Here is a 19711-nt window from a genome sequence, read left to right on the forward strand (position 1 = left end):
ATTTGTCAATATGAATTAAATTTTAACGAAACTTTAATTGTTTGATGTTTATGATACATAAATGTTAAGCAAAATAAAGTGAACTTGCTTTATAATTAAAACAAGGTGTAAAGTACTGATTCTAAAAATTAAACACTATTTAATCTACCTATGAGAAAAACTGCTATACCGGTTTTATTAGCTTTTTCTGTGTTTGGATATGCACAAGTAAAAAAGCCTGCCGATACAACTAAAACAACCGATATTGAAGAGGTTGTTGTGACATCTTTGGGGATCAAAAAACAAGCACGCTCACTTACCTATTCAAGCCAGCAGATTGGCGGAGATGAGCTGACGGCGGTAAAGACTCCCAATCTTTTAAATTCCATCAACGGAAAAGTTTCCAATGTGCAGATCAATAGAACCAATGGTGTAGGGAGTTCCGTAAGGGTGGTTATGAGGGGAAATAAATCTGTATCTAATAGCCAGCCTTTGTACGTGATTGATGGAATTCCGATTATTAATGATGCAGGAAAGGCTCCGGAGATTAGTCAATATTCAAGTATGCCGGATGCTGGAGATGTTTTGAGTTCCATCAATCCTGATGATATTGAAAGCATTAACTTCCTGAAAGGAGCTTCTGCTTCGGCGTTGTATGGTTCTGCAGGAGGGAATGGTGCCATATTAATCACCACAAAAAAAGGAAAAGCGGGTAGAAGTTCTATTAGTTACAGTTCTAGTTTCAGTGTGGAACAAGCATATAGCCTACCTAAGTTGCAGCATAGTTATCTATCTTATGATCCTTCTGTATCGAGCGATGCTCCTGGTGCATCAATTCAGAGTTGGGGAGCAAAAGGCTCTTCTAAGGACTATCTAAAAGATTTTCTGCAAAATGGAACGACATGGGTAAATAGCCTTTCTTTTCAATCAGGAAATGAAAAATCAACTAATTATTTCTCTATTGGAAATACGACCAATAAAGGAGTTGTTCCTATGTCTTATTTTGATCAGTATAATGTTTCTTTCAGAAACTCCAGTAAATTTCTGGATGATAAGTTGACATTGGATGCTAACTTCATAGGTTCCCTACAAAACAGTGTAAACAGACAATCGCCAGGTGTATCTTTTTCTCCTTTAACGAGTTTATACTGGTTACCGAGAGGGGTAGATTTCGACCAATATGGAGCTGATAATTATTCATTCATTGACAAAAACCGTTTACTTCCAGCTCAGAATTGGTGGGAGGTAAAACCAGACGGGTCATTCAAAGGAAATCCTGCTACACAGAATCCGTATTGGATATTGAACAGGGATAGGGTTACTGTAAATAATAAAAATACATACAGTGCTGTTGCTTTATCATACCAGATTAATCCGTGGTTAACAGCAAGAGTACGAGGGAACTATAGTTGGAGTACTTCAGATAGTCAAAGAGGAATTTCTGCCTATTCTGATCCTGCACTGTTAGCAAATGGTGCAAATGGAAGGCTCCTTAGAAATACATACGAAAATTCTTCTACTTACGGAGATGTTTTATTAGTAGGTAATCCTAAATTGAGCGAGGATGTTTCTTTAGATTTTACAGTAGGGGGAAGTATTAATACATCTAGAAACAAAGTAACCCAAATTGATAATTCCTATCTGGCAACACCTAATTTATTTGCGTTAAATAACCTTGTATGGCCAGGAAACAGAGCTCCAGGAGATGGTTATCATTATATTTATTATAATCTGAAAAAACAGGTTCAATCCGTTTTTGCAAGCGCATCTGTTGGATACAAAAATATGTTTTATGTCGATATGACATTCAGAAATGATTGGGATTCTACTCTGGCTTTAACCGGAAGAAAAGGATTTGATTATGAATCCGTTGGGGCAAATGCTATATTATCCTCTGTATTTAAACTTCCGGAGACGATTAATTTCTGGAAAATAAGAGCTTCTTATGCTACTGTTGGATTAGGATTGCCACCCAACATATCAAACGCAATGTTAGAATACAATAAAGGATATTCTTTTGGAGTAGATGCTGGAACAATTGTTTATCCTAAGAGTTCATTTGTTACTGATCCTCGTTATAAGGACTTATTTCCAAAACCGGAACTTAACAAGACATTTGAAGCAGGTACTGAATTGAGATTGCTTAGAAACAGGCTTAATTTTGATTTTACCTATTATGATTCTAATGCAACCAACCAGTTATTAGAAACATTGATCTCTTCCAATTTAGGGGGTATTCCTACAGGATCATATTATATCAATGCAGGAAAGATACAGAATACAGGTTTTGAGTCTTCATTGTCTTATAAAGTTTTCAATACCGGGAAATTTGACTGGACTACTACATTGAATGGATCCGTAAACAAAAATAAGATCGTTGAATTATTTCCTTCAAGTCTGAACATACCTCAGGATCAATTGTTTTCATTAACCGGTGGTGGAAACTTCACTAAAATGAAATTAGGAGGATCTTTTGGTGATATTTATGGGATTAAATACCAAAGAGACGAACAGGGGCGCATTTTAGTGGATAAAGATGGTATTCCATTAGCAACGACAGGGAGTCTTGGTTATTTAGGGAACCCAAATCCTAAATTTATATTAGGTTTTAATAATAGTTTTAATATAGGAAAATTAGGAATTTCCTTCCTTGTTGATGGGAAATTTGGGGGACAGGTCTTATCGCTTACTGAAAAGGCAAATGATGTGTATGGTGTGAGTCAGAACTCTGCGAATGCCCGTGATGCGGGTGGAGTATCTATTCCAAATTCAGTATATGCACCTGGAACACCTAATGCAGGGCAGGTATATAATGGAAAAACTGATCCTAAAGCATACTATAAAGCGGTGGGAGGAATTGAAAATAATACAGGGATTGATGAAGCCTATATGTATAGTGCTACCACAGTACGTTTACGCCAGGCTTCAGTATCATATACCTTTGATGTAAATTCGAAATATATGAAGAGTGCAACGCTAAGTCTTGTAGGAACTAATTTGTTTTTCTTCTACAAAAAGGCTCCTTTCGATCCTGAGCAGGTATCTGGAAATACGCCAGGTGGTGTAGGAGTAGATTCTTTTGGATTGCCAATCACCCGATCTATCGGATTATCATTAAAAGCTAACTTCTAATTTTACAAAACAAAATGAAAATCATTAATATAAAAACATGGGTACTGGGCGCGATAGTTTTGGCTTCTGCTTCTGGATGTACCAGTGAACTTGATCAATATAATCAGGAAAAGTTAGGAGGACCTGAAAATTTTTATGCTGATTTTAAACTGGTAGTAGACCCTTTGGTATCTATGCAAAGAGGACTTCAGTCGGATTACCAGCTATACCCTAATTTGAGCGCGGATATGTTCAGCGGTATGTTCAGTACAGCATCCCAATTTAATGGGGGGAAAAATAATATGACCTATTATATGATGGATGGATGGAACAATAGGATTATTGCAAGACAACAGGATATTTTTAATTATTCTATCAACATGGATAATGCAGCTAAAAATATCTATAAAGGAATAGATTTTAAAGGAACTTTAGCGGTTAAAAAAATATTAAGAGTTATTACTGCAGCAAGGGTTTCAGATAATCATGGTCCTGTTGTGTACAGTAAATATGACACACCAAATGCCAATGGTACGACGGATTTTGACTCTCAACAAAATGCATATAATCAATTTATTATAGATCTTACCTCTGCAGTAAATGATTTGCAAGCGATACAAAATTCTCCTGCTACACAAAATGTAGAAGATAAATCAGCATTAAAAAAAGCGGATTTAGTGTATCAGGGAAACATGGGTAAGTGGGCAAAACTAGCCAACTCACTTAAGTTGAGATTAGCAATGCGTATGAGTTATGCAGATCCTGCTAAGTCTAAGCAGTATGCAGAAGAGGCTCTTGCTTCATCGGCAGGATTAATTACTGAGAATGAGGATAATGCCTTGATCAGTGTTGGTCAATCAGAATTGAGCTTTATTATCTATTCTTGGGGAGATTGTCTTATAGGAGCACCTTTAATGGCTTATATGAATGGATATAATGATCCTAGGCTTCCTGCCTATGCAATTCCTGCAACAGATACGAATCCTCAGATCAATGGAAAATATATAGGAATCCGTCAGGGAATTGATCTGTTAAACGGGAAATCAACATATGGCGGTTTTTCACAGCCACAGGCAAAATCAGCTAATGGGGATTACTTTTCCGCTACTGACGGTAAAATGAAACTGTTTACAGCAGCAGAAACCTGGTTCCTGAAAGCAGAAGCAGCATTAAGAGGATATGCCGGAGCAGGTGGAATACAGGCGGATTATGAAGCCGGAGTTCAACAGTCCTTTGGTGAGTGGGGGAAAAGTGCAAGCGTTGCGGCATATTTGGCTAACACAACAGCTACAGAAGCACCTTATGTTGACCCAAAAAATGCAGATAATAATATAGGTGTTGGACACCCAGAGTTAAGTACCATTACCATTGCATGGAATAATGCTGATTCTAACGAAAGAAAACTGGAAAGAATCATTACTCAAAAATGGCTGTCACTTTATCCAAATGGACCTGAAGCTTGGGCTGAACAAAGAAGAACAGGTTACCCTATTCTTTTCAAAGTAAGACAAAATGATAGTGGTGGGCTGATCAGCACAGATGCTATGATCCGAAGAATTCCGTTCACCGTGGATACTAAAAATTCACTTTTTAACTATCCACAAGCTTTACAGTATTTAGGTGGAGCAGATACAGGAGGAACGAAACTTTGGTGGGATAAGAAACCATAATTTATAAATAAATAATTTAAAAATACAGAGGCCGTCTCAAATGAAAAGCATGAATTCATGCTTTTCATTCCGGTGTAAAAATCTACAGTATTTTTTATTTCTCACAATGTTTCGTTTATATCGGAATGGAACTTTTGAGATGTCCTCTTTCTTTAGCATCTATTACTTTAACATGGGAAAAAATATTTCCGGAACCCGATCAATACAACCGATCTTTTGGATCTCAACATTATATTTTGCAATGGGTGTACCCTTTGTGACGATTAATGCAGTTTCCGGGATTATGTATAAAGATATGGGAGTTTCGGATTCAAAGATTACTTTTTGGACGGCTCTGATTTTATTTTCCTGGACCTTAAAACCTTTGTGGAGTCCATTTCTTGAGATCTATAAAACAAAAAAATTCTTTGTCGTTTTTACCCAGTTTGCTATAGGGATTCTGTTTGCTCTGATTGCATTAAGTCTTCCTATGCCCGATTTTTTTAAATACAGTATTGCTCTTTTTGCGGTTGTTGCATTTTGTGGAGCAACACATGATATAGCTGCGGATGGGACCTACATTAATTTTTTAACCAACAAAGAACAGGCAAAGTATATCGGATGGCAGGGCGCATTTTATAACCTGGCCAAGATTATAAGCAGTGGAGTACTCGTTTATTTCGCTGGAGTTTTAGAAAAAACAAAAGGAGTTACGCATGCGTGGATGATCATTATGGGAGTATATGCTTTCTTATTTTTCATTTTGGCTGTTTATCATTATTCTATTTTACCAAAAGAAGACAAACTGGAAAAGCAGAAAAATGAAAAAACTGCCGGAAATGTTCGAAAGGAACTTCTGGATGTGATCACGTCCTTCTTTACAAAACGAAAGATCCTCTGGTCTGTACTGTTCATTATTTTATACCGGTTTGCAGAAGGATTTGCGATCAAGATTGCCCCTCTGTTTTTCAAGGCGCCGAGAGCGTCAGGAGGACTGGGATTATCCACATCGGACATTGGTCTTATTTATGGGACCTATGGCTCAGCAGCGTTTATTTTAGGCTCGGTATTAGCGGGTTATTTTATTTCTGCCCGAGGGTTGAAAAGATCTTTAATCTGGTTATGCTGCGCATTTAATATTCCATTTGTAGTGTATGCTTTATTGGCGCATTATCAGCCGGATACTCTTCTGCCGGTAAGCATTGCCGTTGTAGTAGAATATTTTGGATATGGATTTGGTTTCGTGGGGCTTATGCTGTATATGATGCAGCAGATTGCACCGGGTAAACATAAAACGGCTCACTACGCATTTGCAACAGGTATTATGAATCTTGGTGTAATGATCCCCGGAATGTTTAGTGGGACGATCAGTGACTGGATAGGATACAAATTGTTTTTTATCTGGGTTTTGGTTGCCACCATACCTGCATTTTTAGTCACTTTGATTGCTCCATTTCCGCATCCGGAACAACAAAAAGAACAATAACTCACTTATTATAATAATTTAAATAAAAGTAAAAAATACTTTATGACACCTCAATCAGCAATGATCCCTTGGCAGGATCGTCCGGTAGATAGTCACGACATTATGTGGCGTTTTTCCGAAAATCCAATTATCAACAGATATGCGATACCTACATCAAACAGTATATTCAATAGTGCCGTAGTCCCTTTTGAGGACGGATTTGCAGGCGTTTTCAGATGCGATAACAAGGCAGTACAAATGAATATTTTTGCAGGTTTCAGTAAGGATGGGGTTAATTGGGATATCAACCACGATCCTATTGAAATGAAGGCAGGAAATACAGAAATGATCGAATCTGATTATAAATATGACCCTCGTGTCACTTTTATAGAAGATCGTTATTGGATCACTTGGTGTAACGGGTATAACGGACCTACGATTGGAATTGGTTATACTTTTGACTTTAAGGAATTTTTCCAGTGTGAAAATGCATTTCTGCCTTTTAACAGAAACGGAGTGCTTTTCCCGGATAAAATAGATGGTAAATATGCGATGCTAAGCCGTCCAAGTGATAACGGACATACACCTTTTGGTGATATTTATATCAGTTATAGTCCTGATATGAAATACTGGGGTGAACACCGTTGTGTAATGAAAGTTGCACCTTTTGAAGAAAGCGCATGGCAATGTACAAAGATCGGAGGAGGGCCGGTTCCTATAAGAACGGAAGAAGGATGGCTGCTTTTCTATCATGGAGTCATCAATACATGTAATGGTTTCAGATATTCAATGGGAGCTGCATTGCTTGACCTTGAAGATCCTTCCAAAGTACTATACAGAACAAAACCATATTTACTGGCGCCGGCAGAATTGTATGAACTTACAGGAGATGTTCCGAATGTGATTTTCCCTTGTGCAGCATTATCAGAAGGTGACAAGGTAACGGTATATTATGGTGCTGCTGATACAGTAGTTTCCATCGCCTTTGGATATATTTCAGAAATCATTGATTTTATGAAAAAAAATTCGCTTTAAAATTGTAATGAAAGCGTCATTTTCTCGCTTTTAAAATAAAATTTTCATTTTTTTGTGTTGTCTTAAAAATGTTCAAGATCTCTCTATTATGAAAAAGGAACTGTTTATTTATTTTTTTGTTGCTCTATTTTTTCAAACCAGTAATGCACAACGCAAAGACGATGTTCTTTCCTGGGTAGATCCGTTTATCGGAACCGGTGGACATGGGCATACATTTCCAGGAGCGACAACTCCTTTCGGAATGATACAGTTGAGCCCGGATCAGAATACCAAAAGTGGTGACTGGGACTGGTGTTCCGGTTATCATTACAGCAGCAAAACGATTATGGGATTCAGTCATAATCACTTGAGTGGAACGGGTTGGGCAGATCTTGGAGATATTTTAGTAATGCCAACTACAGGAAAAGTACAAATGCTTCCAGGGTCAGAAGAAAATCCTGAAACGGGATATCGTTCCAAATTCAGTCATGAAAGAGAAACGGCATCACCAGGATATTACTCTGTAATGTTGGACAGTTATGGTATAAAAGCTGAATTGACAGCTTCTCCGAGGGTAGGTTTTCATAAATATACTTTTCCAAAAAGTGATGAAGCGAACATCATCATCGATCCAACCAACAAGATATTCGGAAATATTTATCATACACTGGTAAGAATCCAGGGTAACAACAAAATCTCAGGATATTGTTACAGCAATGGTTGGGGAGGTAAGAGATTTGCGTATTTTGTAATGGAGTTTTCAAAACCGTTTAAATCGTATGGAACTTATTCAGAAGGTAAAATACAGGAAAATGAAAAATTTGCTTTGGCGAAAGATGCAAAAGCATTTGTAAGATTTTCTACACAGGAAAATGAAAGCATTGAGGTAAAAGTATCTTTGTCTCCGGTGAGTACGGAAGGAGCTCAGGAAAATTTTGATGCAGAAGCTAAGAATGTTGATTTTGCTAAAGCTAAAGAAACAGCCCAAAATACATGGAGAGATCTTATCAATAGATTTCAGATAACAGGAGGTACTGATGACCAGAGAAAAATTTTCTATACAGGGGTTTATCACACTTTCATCGCACCGAATCTTTATATGGATACCAATGGGGATTATGTGGCGGCTCAGGAAAACATGAACACCAAATGGTTTACCAATTACAGTACATATTCTTATTGGGACGGCTTTAGAGCTACACACCCGTTGCTTACCATCATGGATCAGAAACACACCAAGGAATTTGCAAATTCTCTGATCAGCAGATTTACAGATCGTAAAGATCATATGCCAATCTGGGAGCTTTGTGGATATGATAATTTCTGTATGCTTGGATATCATAGTGTATCTGTGATCTGGGATGCGATTTCTAAAGGAGTACCCGGAATTGATCAGGAAAAAGCATTTGCTGCTATGAAAGATGCTTCCTTAACAGACAAAATGAGCAGCAGTGACGGTGGCGGTGGTCTTAATGATTATATTAAATTAGGGTATACGCCATCAGAAAACGGAGCTTCTGTTTCAGCAACCCTGGAATATGCTTATGATGACTGGTGTATCCAACAATTGGCAGAAAAGCTGGGCAAAAAAGAGGAAGCAGAGGTATACAAAAAACGCTCTATGAACTTCCTTAATACTTTTAATAAAGAAAACAATCATTTCTGGCCCAAACAGAAAAACGGACAGTTCCTTGCTGATTTCAAGTTGAATGATTGGAAAAAGCTCCAGCCACACTGGGTTTCCGGAAATATCTGGGCATACGATTTCTTCGTGCCCCATCAGATTGATGAAATGATGAATCTGTATGGAGGGAAAAAAGGATTTGAGGAAAAATTAGATAAGACTTTTACTGAAGCTCTTAAAATGGAAGGGGAACAGCATGTCGATATTTCAGGATTTATCGGATCTCTTGGGTTTGGAGATGAACCGGGACATCACGTTCCTTATCTTTACAATTATGCGGGAGCTCCTTATAAAACCCAGAAAATGATCAAGTTCATCCGTGATAATATGTACGCAGCAAAACCTGATGGGATTGTAAATAACGAAGACTGTGGACAAATGTCGGCATGGTATATTTTCTCTTCACTAGGGTTTTATCCTGTGACTCCTGGAAAACCTGTGTATGCGATTGGAGCACCGCAATTTCCAAAAGCTTCTTTAAAGCTTGAAAATGGAAAAACATTTACCGTAATCGCAGATAAAATCTCGGATAAAAATATTTACGTTCAGAAAATGTTTTTAAATGGTAAAGAATTTAAAAGCTGGGAGATCAGCCACAGCGATATTATGAATGGCGGTGAACTGAAGTTTGTGATGGGAAGTAAGCCTGTAAAATAGAATTAATAAACAATAACGAAATAAACGTATCAATGGAAAGGAGAAAATTTATTAAAACAAGTGCACTGGCAGGAGCCGGATTATTATTTGCGCAAAATACTTTTGCAAAGGGACTAAGCGTAGAAGAATTCCCTATTGTCCGTGTACCAAAAGATAAAAGACATTTTACCAGTGAAGCGGTAGAAACTGCTATCTCAGCGTTCAAAAAGAAAGTGAAGAATAAAGAATTAAGCTGGCTTTTTGAAAACTGCTTTCCCAATACATTAGATACAACCGTTTTCTACACCGAAACCAATGGAGTACCGGACACGTATGTTATCACAGGGGACATCGATGCGATGTGGCTTCGTGACAGCTCTGCTCAGGTTTTCCCTTATTTACAGTTTTCAAAGAAGGATGAAAAGCTGCATAAGCTTATCTCAGGAGTGATCAATAAGCAGACCCAGTTTATTTTAAAAGATCCTTATGCGAATGCATTCTATAATGATGATCAGAAAATAAGCAAGTGGAAAGAATATGACCATACGGATATGAAGCCGGGTATCCACGAAAGAAAGTGGGAAATCGATTCATTATGTTATCCTATCCGTCTTGCCTATCATTTCTGGAAGACAACCGGAGATACCAAACCATTTGATAATAACTGGCTGCAGGGAATCAAGCTGACTCTGCAAACTTTTATAGAGCAACAGAGAAAGACTGGTTTAGGACCGTATCAGTTTGAAAGAACAACAGCTTGGGCTACTGATGGAATCCCAATGGGAGGATATGGTTATCCTACGAAACCGGTTGGTTTGATTAATTCGATGTTCCGTCCGAGTGATGATGCCACTATTTATGCATTTCTTATTCCTTCCAATTTATTTGCAGTCGTAAGCTTACGTCAGGCCGCAGAAATGGTATCAGAAATCAAAAATGAAAAAGCTCTGGCTCAGCAATTAACGAGTCTTGCAGATGAGGTAGACGCTGCAATCAGGAAATACGGAATCTACGATCACCCTGAATATGGAAAAATATATGCTTTTGAGACCAATGGTTTTGGAAGCTACAACCTGATGGATGATGCCAATTGTCCGAGTTTGTTAGGACTGCCTTATCTGGGTGCTGTAAAAGCAGATGACCCGGTATACATCAATACCAGAAAATATATCTGGTCAAAAGATAATCCATTCTTTTTTAAAGGTAAACTGGCAGAAGGAATTGGAGGCCCTCACATCGGTTTAGATATGATCTGGCCAATGAGTATCATTATGAAAGCACTTACCACCAAAGATAAAGGTGAGATCAAATGGTGTATTGAAACATTACAAAAGACACATGGTGGAACAGGTTTTATGCATGAATCTTTCCATAAAGATAATGACAAGAAATTCACCAGAGAATGGTTTGCATGGTCCAACACGTTATTCGGAGAACTACTGTGGAAAACCTTTAATGAAAATCCTGAGCTACTCGGATAGCCTCAAAATTTTATAGCCGCATTCAACACAAATAAAAGTTTTAAAGATGGAAAATAATAAAGTTTTTACCCCTGTAGAGCACACCTTTTTGAATGACGTTCCAAGAAACAATAAGGTGAATGTTCCCTATATCGTTGTTGATAATTTTCCTAAACTGGGAATGCTTTCGGCATTCCGGTTTTTGGAATGGGTGTCCAAAAACCCCAATGGAGTCATCAGTCTTCCTACGGGAAAGACTCCTGAGTATTTTATCTATTGGACAAAATATATCCTCGATAACTGGGAAGAAGAAAATGTGGTCAGACTCAGAGAGAAACATCAGCTGTTATGTGCTGAAAAGCCATCATTGGCTGATCTGCATTTTGTACAGATCGATGAGTTTTATCCCATAAAATCTTCACAGGGTAATAGCTTTTATCATTATGTAAACAAATATTATATTGAAGGATTTGGGCTAAAGAAGGAAAATGCTTTGCTTATCAATTGTGATGAAATCCTTTTAGCTGAAGGGAAGAGCTTTGAAGAAGTTTTCCCGGACAGTAAAGTGAATCTGGAGTTGAGATACCGTGAAGCTCAAAATCCAATGGAAAAGCTTCAAAAGGAATCTATTTTTCTAATCGACAATTGGTGTTCTGCATATGAACAGCAAATCCGTCAACTTGGGGGAATTGGGTTTTTCCTTGGAGGAATCGGCCCTGATGGACATATTGCTTTTAATATTAAAGGTTCTGATCCTTATTCCACAACAAGATTAACTTCTACCAATTTTGAAACCCAGGCAGTTGCCGCGGGAGACCTTGGAGGAATTGAAATTTCAAAAGAACGATTGGTCATCACTATAGGATTAGAAACCATCATTTATAACAAGGATGCGGTTGCTATTATTTTTGCAGCAGGAGAAGCCAAAGCTCCTATGATAAAAGATGCATTGGAACTTCCTCCTTCCAATTTATATCCGGCCTCAGTTCTCTCTCAGCTTGCTAATGGACGGTTTTATTTGACATTAGGTGCGGCCAGCATGTTGAATGATCTTGTAGATAATTACTATCAGTCAGGCAACTGGTCTCAGGAAAAAACAGACCGGGCAGTAATGTCCCTGACCCAGAAACTGAACAAGTACGCAGAACATCTTACGCTAGATGATCTGAGACAGGATGAATACACAAAATTAATTCCTGACCTGAATGATGATACAGTACAACAGGTCATTACTTCCATCGAAGGAAAAATAAAAACAGGGACAAAACCACTAAGCAATGAGGTTTTTTATCATACAGGACCCCATCACGATGATATCTCCCTAGGGCTGTTACCTTATATTCATTATCAGTCGCGTAATGAAACCAATTCATCTCATTATTCGGTTCTTACATCTGGATTTACTGCAGTTACGAATAAATTTTTAATAAAGATCCTTCGCGATACCCTTTCCTTTATAGGAAAAGAGGAAATAGAAATGCTTAATTACCCGGACTTTTTCGAAACCGGATATAGAAATAAAAAGGATAAAGACGTTTATCATTACCTGATCAATATAGCTTCTGAAAATGAAGAAGAAAGATCAAGAGCTGTTTCCCATCGAATGGTGAGAAACGTTGTTGAACTGTGGAATCTGAAGAGCAAATCGGATTTATCTGAAAAGATTACGGAAATCATTAATACAGTTAATTCCAGTTATGATGGGCAAAATCCAGAACCAAAAATTCAGACCCTGAAAGGGATGATCCGGGAATATGAAGAAGAACTGGTATGGGCTCATTTTGGAGTCCGGACAAAAAATGTAAGTCATTTGCGACTTGGATTTTATACGGGTGCCATTTTCACAGAAAAGCCCAGAAGAGAAAGAGATGTTCTTCCCATCCTACAACAGTTAAAAGAGATCAATCCGACAGTGATAAGTTTAGCTTTCGATCCTGAAGGCAGTGGCCCGGATACCCATTACAAGGTTTTACAGGCTATCGCAGAAGCGGTAAGAGAATGGGGGAAAGAAAAAGACCTTTCTCAACTTAAAATCTGGGGCTACAGAAATGTCTGGTATCAGTTTAATGCAGCTGATATCACCCATATTTTTCCGGTATCACTGAATGCGATGAGTACGATGGATGAAAGTTTTACCAACAGTTATCTGAGCCAGGTTGATGCCTCTTTTCCAAGTTACCGTTACAATGGAAAGTTTAGCCACTTGTCGATACAGACCTGGGTAGAACAACTTAAGGCAGTACAGCTGGTACTAGGCAAACCCTATTTTTATGATAATGAAAGCCCAAGGCTTCGCGCCACACACGGACTGCTTTTCTTTAAAGAAATGAACGTAGAAGAATTTCTTCAATCTGCCAGAGAACTGGAAAAGTCAACAGAGGGAGCATTCTGATGAAGGCTTATAGTGAAGAAAGCTTAAAAACAGATCAAAACTAAAATAACTATACTATGAAAGGAAAATCTATTCTTATTGCATTGGTCTTATTTCTAAGCCAGGCAAAATCGTTACTGCATGCGCAGCTTAATCCTCTGGGGATATGTTACGTAGAGGTAAATAACAGTAACATACTGAATGCAGGGTCATATACTTTGCAAAACAGCAATAAGCAACTTTTTGATGTTGCCATTATTTTTGCTGCCAACATCAATTATGATGTTTCCAAAAGCAGGGCTTATATTTCCAATAACAATAACGTTACAAAAGTATTGAATGACGTTAATACCTATGTGAAACCTTTACAGCAAAAAGGGATTAAAGTGTTGTTGGATATTTTAGGAAACCATCAGGGAGCAGGAATTTGTAATTTCCCGAATCGTGAAGCTGCCCGGGATTTTGCATTACAGATTGCCAATACAGTCTACACCTATGGTTTAGATGGTGTTGACCTTGATGATGAATATTCTGACTATGGGAATAACGGAACAGGACAAGCGAATAGCAGCTCTTTTGTTATGCTGTTACAGGAACTTAAGCTTGCAATGCCGGACAAATTAATTACCTGGTATTATATTGGCCCTGCAACAACAAGACAGGCTTATAACGGAGATAATGCAGGAAATTACATCAATTATGGATGGAATGCTTATTATGGAACTTACAGTGCACCTTCCATACCTCCTTTAGCTAATTCAAAGATTTCTGCGGCGGCAACATGGATTCAGAATACCTCTGCTTCAACGCTTTCTACTTTGGCAACCAATTCAAAAAATGATGGATACGGAGTGTTTATGTGGTATGATCTTAAAGGAACTAATGCCGCAAGCTACCTGAGTACAGGCTCTAATATTCTTTATAATGAAAACACACAACTTAGTGGTCAGTTATATTCGTGGACACAGGGGACAACATGTGATCCTCCATTAGGACTTGAGGTGACCAATGTAGCTGGGACTTCCGCTAAATTAAACTGGACTTCCGCCGGTTCTCAGACTTATAACATCGATTATAAAGCAGCTACTGCAACAACATGGACGAATGTTGCGACTGCGTATTCAGGAAACAATATTACAGTTAATAACCTTGCTCTGAATACAGATTACGACTGGAGAATACAGTCTAACTGTTCTTCAACTTTAAAAAGTACTTATCTTTTTGCTCCAAGATTCAATTCAGGAAGTGGTTGTGAAATTCCTGCAGGTCTTAAATCGGAAAACTTCCTGGGAACGACAACGAAGCTATCATGGAATCCAGGAAGCGCAACTTCCTATACGCTGCAATATAAAACAGCTGCTGCTACAACATGGACAACCGTTCAGAACATTACAACGAATACATACAACCTGCAAAACTTATCGGAAAACACCAATTATGTTTGGAAAGTACAGGGAGTATGCAGCACATCAAGCGTAAGTGCATATTCTGCCGAAGCTTCATTCAATAGTGGTTTTGCTGCGGTTCAAAGCCCGGGACCAAGATCTCTTTCATTCAATGGAAGTACACAATATCTTAATGCAGGACAGTTTAATCTTAGCGGAAATGCCTTGACATTTGAAGGTTGGGTAAAAGTAAATGCATTCAAATCTGCTTTCCCTTATATTTCTTCGGTAATGGGAATTGAAGTAGGAGACAATAACTCTGCAATCCTAAGGTTTGGAGATGGTAATCTTGCGAATAATAAACTACAATTTATTTTAAGTTTTGGGTCTTCGCAAATCAAGCTGAACAGTAATACGGGACTGAATACCAACACATGGTATCATATAGCGGCTACTTATGACGGGACTTCAATGAAGATCTATATCAACGGAACTCTTGATGCAAGTAATACGGCTACAGGTAACTTTAATGCAAATGGCATCCTTTACCTGGCGAGAAATTATGACAATTCCCGAACATTAAATGGGTTCCTTGATGAGTTCAGAGTGTGGAAAAAAGCATTGACGGCTCAGGAAATTATGAATGATAAATGCAATATTGCAGCTAATACTACAGGACTTGAAGCGAACTGGAAAATGGATGAAGGAAGTGGTAGTGGAGCTTTGGATGCTACGACTAATACTCACTTTGCCACCCTGATCAATATGTCAAATTCCAACTGGACAACAGATGTACCTTGTAGTTCTTTAGCGGTAAGAGATGTGGCTTTAGAAAAAGGAAATAACATTTATCCAAACCCTGTTAAAAAAGGAAATGATATTCATTTTGTGATTAACGACCGTTCTGCCACAGAAGTAGCGTTGTATGACATTTCAGGAAAGCTGGTTAAAAAGCAAAGTATTGATAAAGATAAAATAACAATTAATACACAAAATTTATCTACCGGAACCTATATCTACAAACTGGAATCAAAAAGCAGCCAGGTGATATCTTCAGGGAAAATAATAGTGGAGTAAATCATTAAGAAATTAATAAAATTATACAGTTAGAATTTAAATTTGGGATCTAAGACGGGCAGGCAAGTAGCGGTAACGGCTAAAAATGAATGAGGTTATAATGCGGTGATAGCTGTTTTTGTTTTCTTGTCTGTCTGTTTTTAGATTAAAGAATTAACTGTTAACTCAAAATAAAAACGGAATAGAATTATGCAAAATGCAGTAGGTATAGATATCGGAGGGTCACACATCACAATGGCTCAGGTAGATCCTGAAAAACGTGAAATAATACATTCTACTTACATAAGGGAGCATGTCGATTCGTTTGGAACCCGTGAAACTATTTTTTCGGACTGGGTTTCTGCAATAGAAAAGGCCATCTTTGGTTTAGTTAAAGAAGATCTCCTGATAGGAATTGCTATGCCTGGTCCCTTTGACTACAAAAATGGAATCTCCCTGATGCAACAGGGTAAATTTATTGACATCTACCAGATTAATATTAAAGAAGAATTAGCAGAAAGGCTTTCCATTGCAAGTGAACAGATTCATTTCGTGAATGATGCTGCTGCGTTTCTGGAAGGAGAAGTTTTCGGAGGTTGTGCAAAGGATTTTAATCGGGTTTTTGGAGTAACTCTCGGAACTGGTCTCGGAACCACATTTTATAATGGTGAAGCTTCAACAGATGAAGACCTATGGGATTCTCCATTTAAAGACTCTATTTGTGAGGACTATCTTGCAACACGATGGTTTGTCAATCGGTATAATGAAATAACCGGAGAAGAAATTTCCGGGACTAAAGAATTACTGGATAAACCAACAGAGATTCAGGCTCAGATATTTCAGGAATATGCGGATTCTTTTGCAGAATTTATTGTAAAGTATGTGAATAACTATAACCCCGAAGTCTTAGTGATAGGCGGCAATATTGCGAAAACGTTTCCTTATTTTGAACAAAGATTTAATGAAAATTTAGCAAAAAATAATATTAACTTGCCTGTTAAAATTTCGGCTATTTTTGAAGATGCCGCCATCTTAGGCGCTGCGAGCTATGCTTTGAAAAGAACCTTGATCAACTAATAAAATGATACGATGAAGTCTTTATTTTCAACTTTTTTTCTTTTATTGAACGCGATGGCTTTCAGCCAGAATCCATCTCCTGCGGATTATGTGAATCCATTGATGGGAACCCAATCTAAACCAGAGCTTTCCAATGGAAATACCTATCCTGCAATCGGACTTCCCTGGGGGATGAATATCTGGACGCCACAAACCGGTAAGATGGGTGACGGATGGGCTTATACTTATGATGCAGATAAGATCAAGGGTTTTAAACAGACACATCAGCCTTCTCCATGGATGAATGATTACGGAGCTTTTGCAATTATGCCGGGAGTGGGAAAACTAAAGTTTAAGGAAGAAGACCGTGCAAGTTGGTTCAGCCATAAAGCAGAAATTGCTAAGCCCTATTTTTACAGTGTTTATCTGGCAGACATTAATGTTACTACAGAATTTACACCCACGGAAAGAGCTGCTTTTTTCAAATTTGATTTCCCTAAAACCGACAGTGCTTATGTTGTAATTGATGCATTAAATAAAGGTTCTTATATTAAAATTCTTCCAAAGCAAAGAAAAATTATTGGGTATACTACTAAACATGCGAGAGGGAAATATGAAAACTTTAAAAATTACTTTGTTGTTCAGTTCGATAAAGATTTTGATGTAACAACGGCCTGGAAGGATGATAAATTGGTCAATGATCAACTTGAAATTACCAGCGATCATGCCGGAGCTGTCGTTGGATTTAAACTTAAAAATAAAGAATCGGTCTATGCAAAAGTTGCCTCGTCATTCATCAGTTTCGAACAGGCAGAATTGAATCTTAAAAGAGAAATAGCAGACCGTAGTTTTGATCAGGTAAAAGATAATGCGAAAGACGTTTGGAATAAAACGCTGGGAAGAATAGAAGTAAAAGGAGGAACGGATCAGCAAATGAGAACGTTTTATTCCTCTTTGTACCGCACCTTGTTTTTCCCTCAAAAATTGTATGAGATCGATGCTCAGAATAAAGTGAAGCACTGGAGTCCGTACAACAGTAAGATTCTTGATGGGAAAATGTTTGCAGGAACCGGTTTTTGGGATACATTCCGTGCGCTATATCCATTTCTGAATTTAGTATATCCAAGTATTAATGCAGAGATGCAGGAAGGCCTTGCCAATGCTTACAAAGAAGGTGGATTTTTACCGGAATGGAGCAGTCCGGGATATTCCGATATTATGATTGGAAATAATTCAGCTTCTGTAGTTGCAGATGCTTATATCAAGGGACTACGCGGTTATGATATTGAAACGTTATGGCAGGCTGTAAAACATGGTGCTAATAACGAAGGGCCTATTGAAGCTGTTGGTCGTAAAGGGGTTGAGTATTACAATACTTTAGGTTATGTTCCATATGATGTGAAAATCAATGAAAATGCGGCGAGAACTTTAGAGTATGCCTACGATGATTTTTCGATCTATCAATTAGGAAAAGCTTTAGGGAAACCTGCTTCGGAAATTGATATTTATAAAAAACGGGCTTATAATTATAAGAATATGTTTGATCCTGAAACAGGATTGATGCGTGGTAAAAATAAAGACGGAAAATTTCAGTCACCGTTTAATCCTTTTAAATGGGGAGACGCCTTTACAGAAGGAAACAGCTGGCATTATACCTGGTCGGTTTTCCAGGATATTGATGGTTTGGCAAAATTGATGGGGGGTAAAAAGAAATTTGAAGCAAAGCTGGATGAGGTATTCTCACTTCCGCCGGTTTTTGATGACAGTTATTATGGTAGTGTGATCCATGAGATCCGTGAAATGCAGATTATGAATATGGGGCAGTACGCCCACGGAAATCAGCCTATTCAGCATATGATCTATTTGTATAACTATGCCGGAGCACCCTATAAAACACAATATTGGGCGAGACAGGTAATGGATAAATTATATCATGCAACACCTGATGGTTATTGTGGAGATGAAGATAACGGGCAGACTTCCGCGTGGTATGTTTTCTCTGCATTAGGATTTTATCCGGTTACACCTGCGACTGATCAGTATGTATTAGGAGCTCCTTTATTTAAAGAAGCAACTGTACATCTTGAAAATGGTAAAAAAATTGAAATAAAAGCACCGGACAATAACGACCAGAAAATATATGTAAAATCATTGAATATGAATCTTAAGCCTTATTCCAAAAACTGGGTGAGCCATAAAGAGTTGATAAAAGGAGCTATTTTGGATTTTAAAATGGATAGCCAACCTAACAAGGAAAGGGGATCAGAGGAAAAAGATTTTCCTTATTCAATGTCTAAAGAATAATTTATAAACTAACATTAACATAGCAATGAGTGCAGAAAAGAAAGAAATATTTGAGAAAGTAGAAAAGATGTTGACAGCTCAGGGGTTTAATCTTGCAGCTAAAGATGAAACAAGACCTTGGGGTGGTTTTTTTGTGATTGACGAAAATCAGGCGCAGGATTTTGCCAATCAATATTTTGATGGAATTGACGTGGAAAGCTTGAAAATAGGAGGGAAGTTAAGCCCAAAGATTCTGATTGTTGCACCTCAGGCCAGATTGAGCTGGCAGTATCACCACAGAAGAGCAGAAATCTGGCAGGTGGTAGAAGGGATCGTAGGAATCAAGAAAAGTGATACAGATGAAGAAGGAGAATTGAAAGAATACAACCCGAAAGATCAGATCAAACTTCAGCAGGGAGAGAGACACAGGTTGATAGGATTAGATGGCTGGGGAGTTGTTGCTGAGATCTGGCAGCATACTGATGCATCCAATCCATCAGATGAGGATGATATTGTAAGAGTACAGGATGATTTCGGAAGATAATTCCGGTATATATAATTG

11 protein-coding genes are annotated in these 19711 nt (G+C 38.0%); all 11 read left to right on the top strand.

Annotated features, from left to right (window positions below; all coding sequences use genetic code 11):
• The first annotated feature begins 150 nt into the window (after window positions 1-150).
• The 11 genes from CEY12_RS15600 (at window position 151) to CEY12_RS15650 (ending at window position 19693) form a co-directional block, all read left to right on the top strand.
• Complete coding sequence (locus CEY12_RS15600; protein ID WP_089028568.1) at window positions 151-3111, top strand: SusC/RagA family TonB-linked outer membrane protein; 2961 nt, start codon at window positions 151-153, stop codon at window positions 3109-3111.
• 14 nt (window positions 3112-3125) lie between these two features.
• On the top strand, window positions 3126-4760 hold the full coding sequence (locus tag CEY12_RS15605; RefSeq protein WP_089028569.1) for a SusD/RagB family nutrient-binding outer membrane lipoprotein: 1635 nt from the start codon (window positions 3126-3128) through the stop codon (window positions 4758-4760).
• A 172-nt stretch (window positions 4761-4932) separates the two neighbouring features.
• Complete coding sequence (locus CEY12_RS15610; RefSeq protein ID WP_089028570.1) at window positions 4933-6225, top strand: MFS transporter; 1293 nt, start codon at window positions 4933-4935, stop codon at window positions 6223-6225.
• Between the two features lie 42 nt (window positions 6226-6267).
• Window positions 6268-7239 carry a glycoside hydrolase family 130 protein gene (locus CEY12_RS15615; RefSeq protein ID WP_089028571.1) on the top strand — a complete coding sequence of 324 codons (972 nt, stop codon included), beginning with the start codon at window positions 6268-6270 and terminating at the stop codon, window positions 7237-7239.
• Window positions 7240-7327: 88 nt separating this feature from the next.
• A complete protein-coding gene (locus CEY12_RS15620) occupies window positions 7328-9559 on the top strand; it encodes a GH92 family glycosyl hydrolase (protein ID WP_089028572.1) in 2232 nt (743 codons plus the stop codon).
• A gap of 32 nt (window positions 9560-9591) precedes the next feature.
• Window positions 9592-11019, top strand: a complete 1428-nt coding sequence (locus tag CEY12_RS15625; RefSeq protein WP_089028573.1) for a glycoside hydrolase family 125 protein — start codon at window positions 9592-9594, stop codon at window positions 11017-11019.
• 46 nt (window positions 11020-11065) lie between these two features.
• Complete coding sequence (locus tag CEY12_RS15630) at window positions 11066-13390, top strand: glucosamine-6-phosphate isomerase (protein ID WP_089028574.1); 2325 nt, start codon at window positions 11066-11068, stop codon at window positions 13388-13390.
• 56 nt (window positions 13391-13446) lie between these two features.
• Window positions 13447-15831 carry an endo-beta-N-acetylglucosaminidase H gene (locus CEY12_RS15635; protein WP_089028575.1) on the top strand — a complete coding sequence of 795 codons (2385 nt, stop codon included), beginning with the start codon at window positions 13447-13449 and terminating at the stop codon, window positions 15829-15831.
• 189 nt (window positions 15832-16020) lie between these two features.
• Entirely contained in the window at window positions 16021-16887 is an 867-nt protein-coding gene (locus tag CEY12_RS15640) for an ROK family protein (protein ID WP_089028576.1), read from the top strand.
• A 12-nt stretch (window positions 16888-16899) separates the two neighbouring features.
• Entirely contained in the window at window positions 16900-19170 is a 2271-nt protein-coding gene (locus CEY12_RS15645; protein ID WP_089028577.1) for a GH92 family glycosyl hydrolase, read from the top strand.
• 25 nt (window positions 19171-19195) lie between these two features.
• Complete coding sequence (locus CEY12_RS15650) at window positions 19196-19693, top strand: phosphoheptose isomerase (RefSeq protein WP_089028578.1); 498 nt, start codon at window positions 19196-19198, stop codon at window positions 19691-19693.
• Window positions 19694-19711: the final 18 nt, after the last annotated feature.

The organism is Chryseobacterium sp. T16E-39 (assembly GCF_002216065.1).
GTDB lineage: Bacteria > Bacteroidota > Bacteroidia > Flavobacteriales > Weeksellaceae > Chryseobacterium.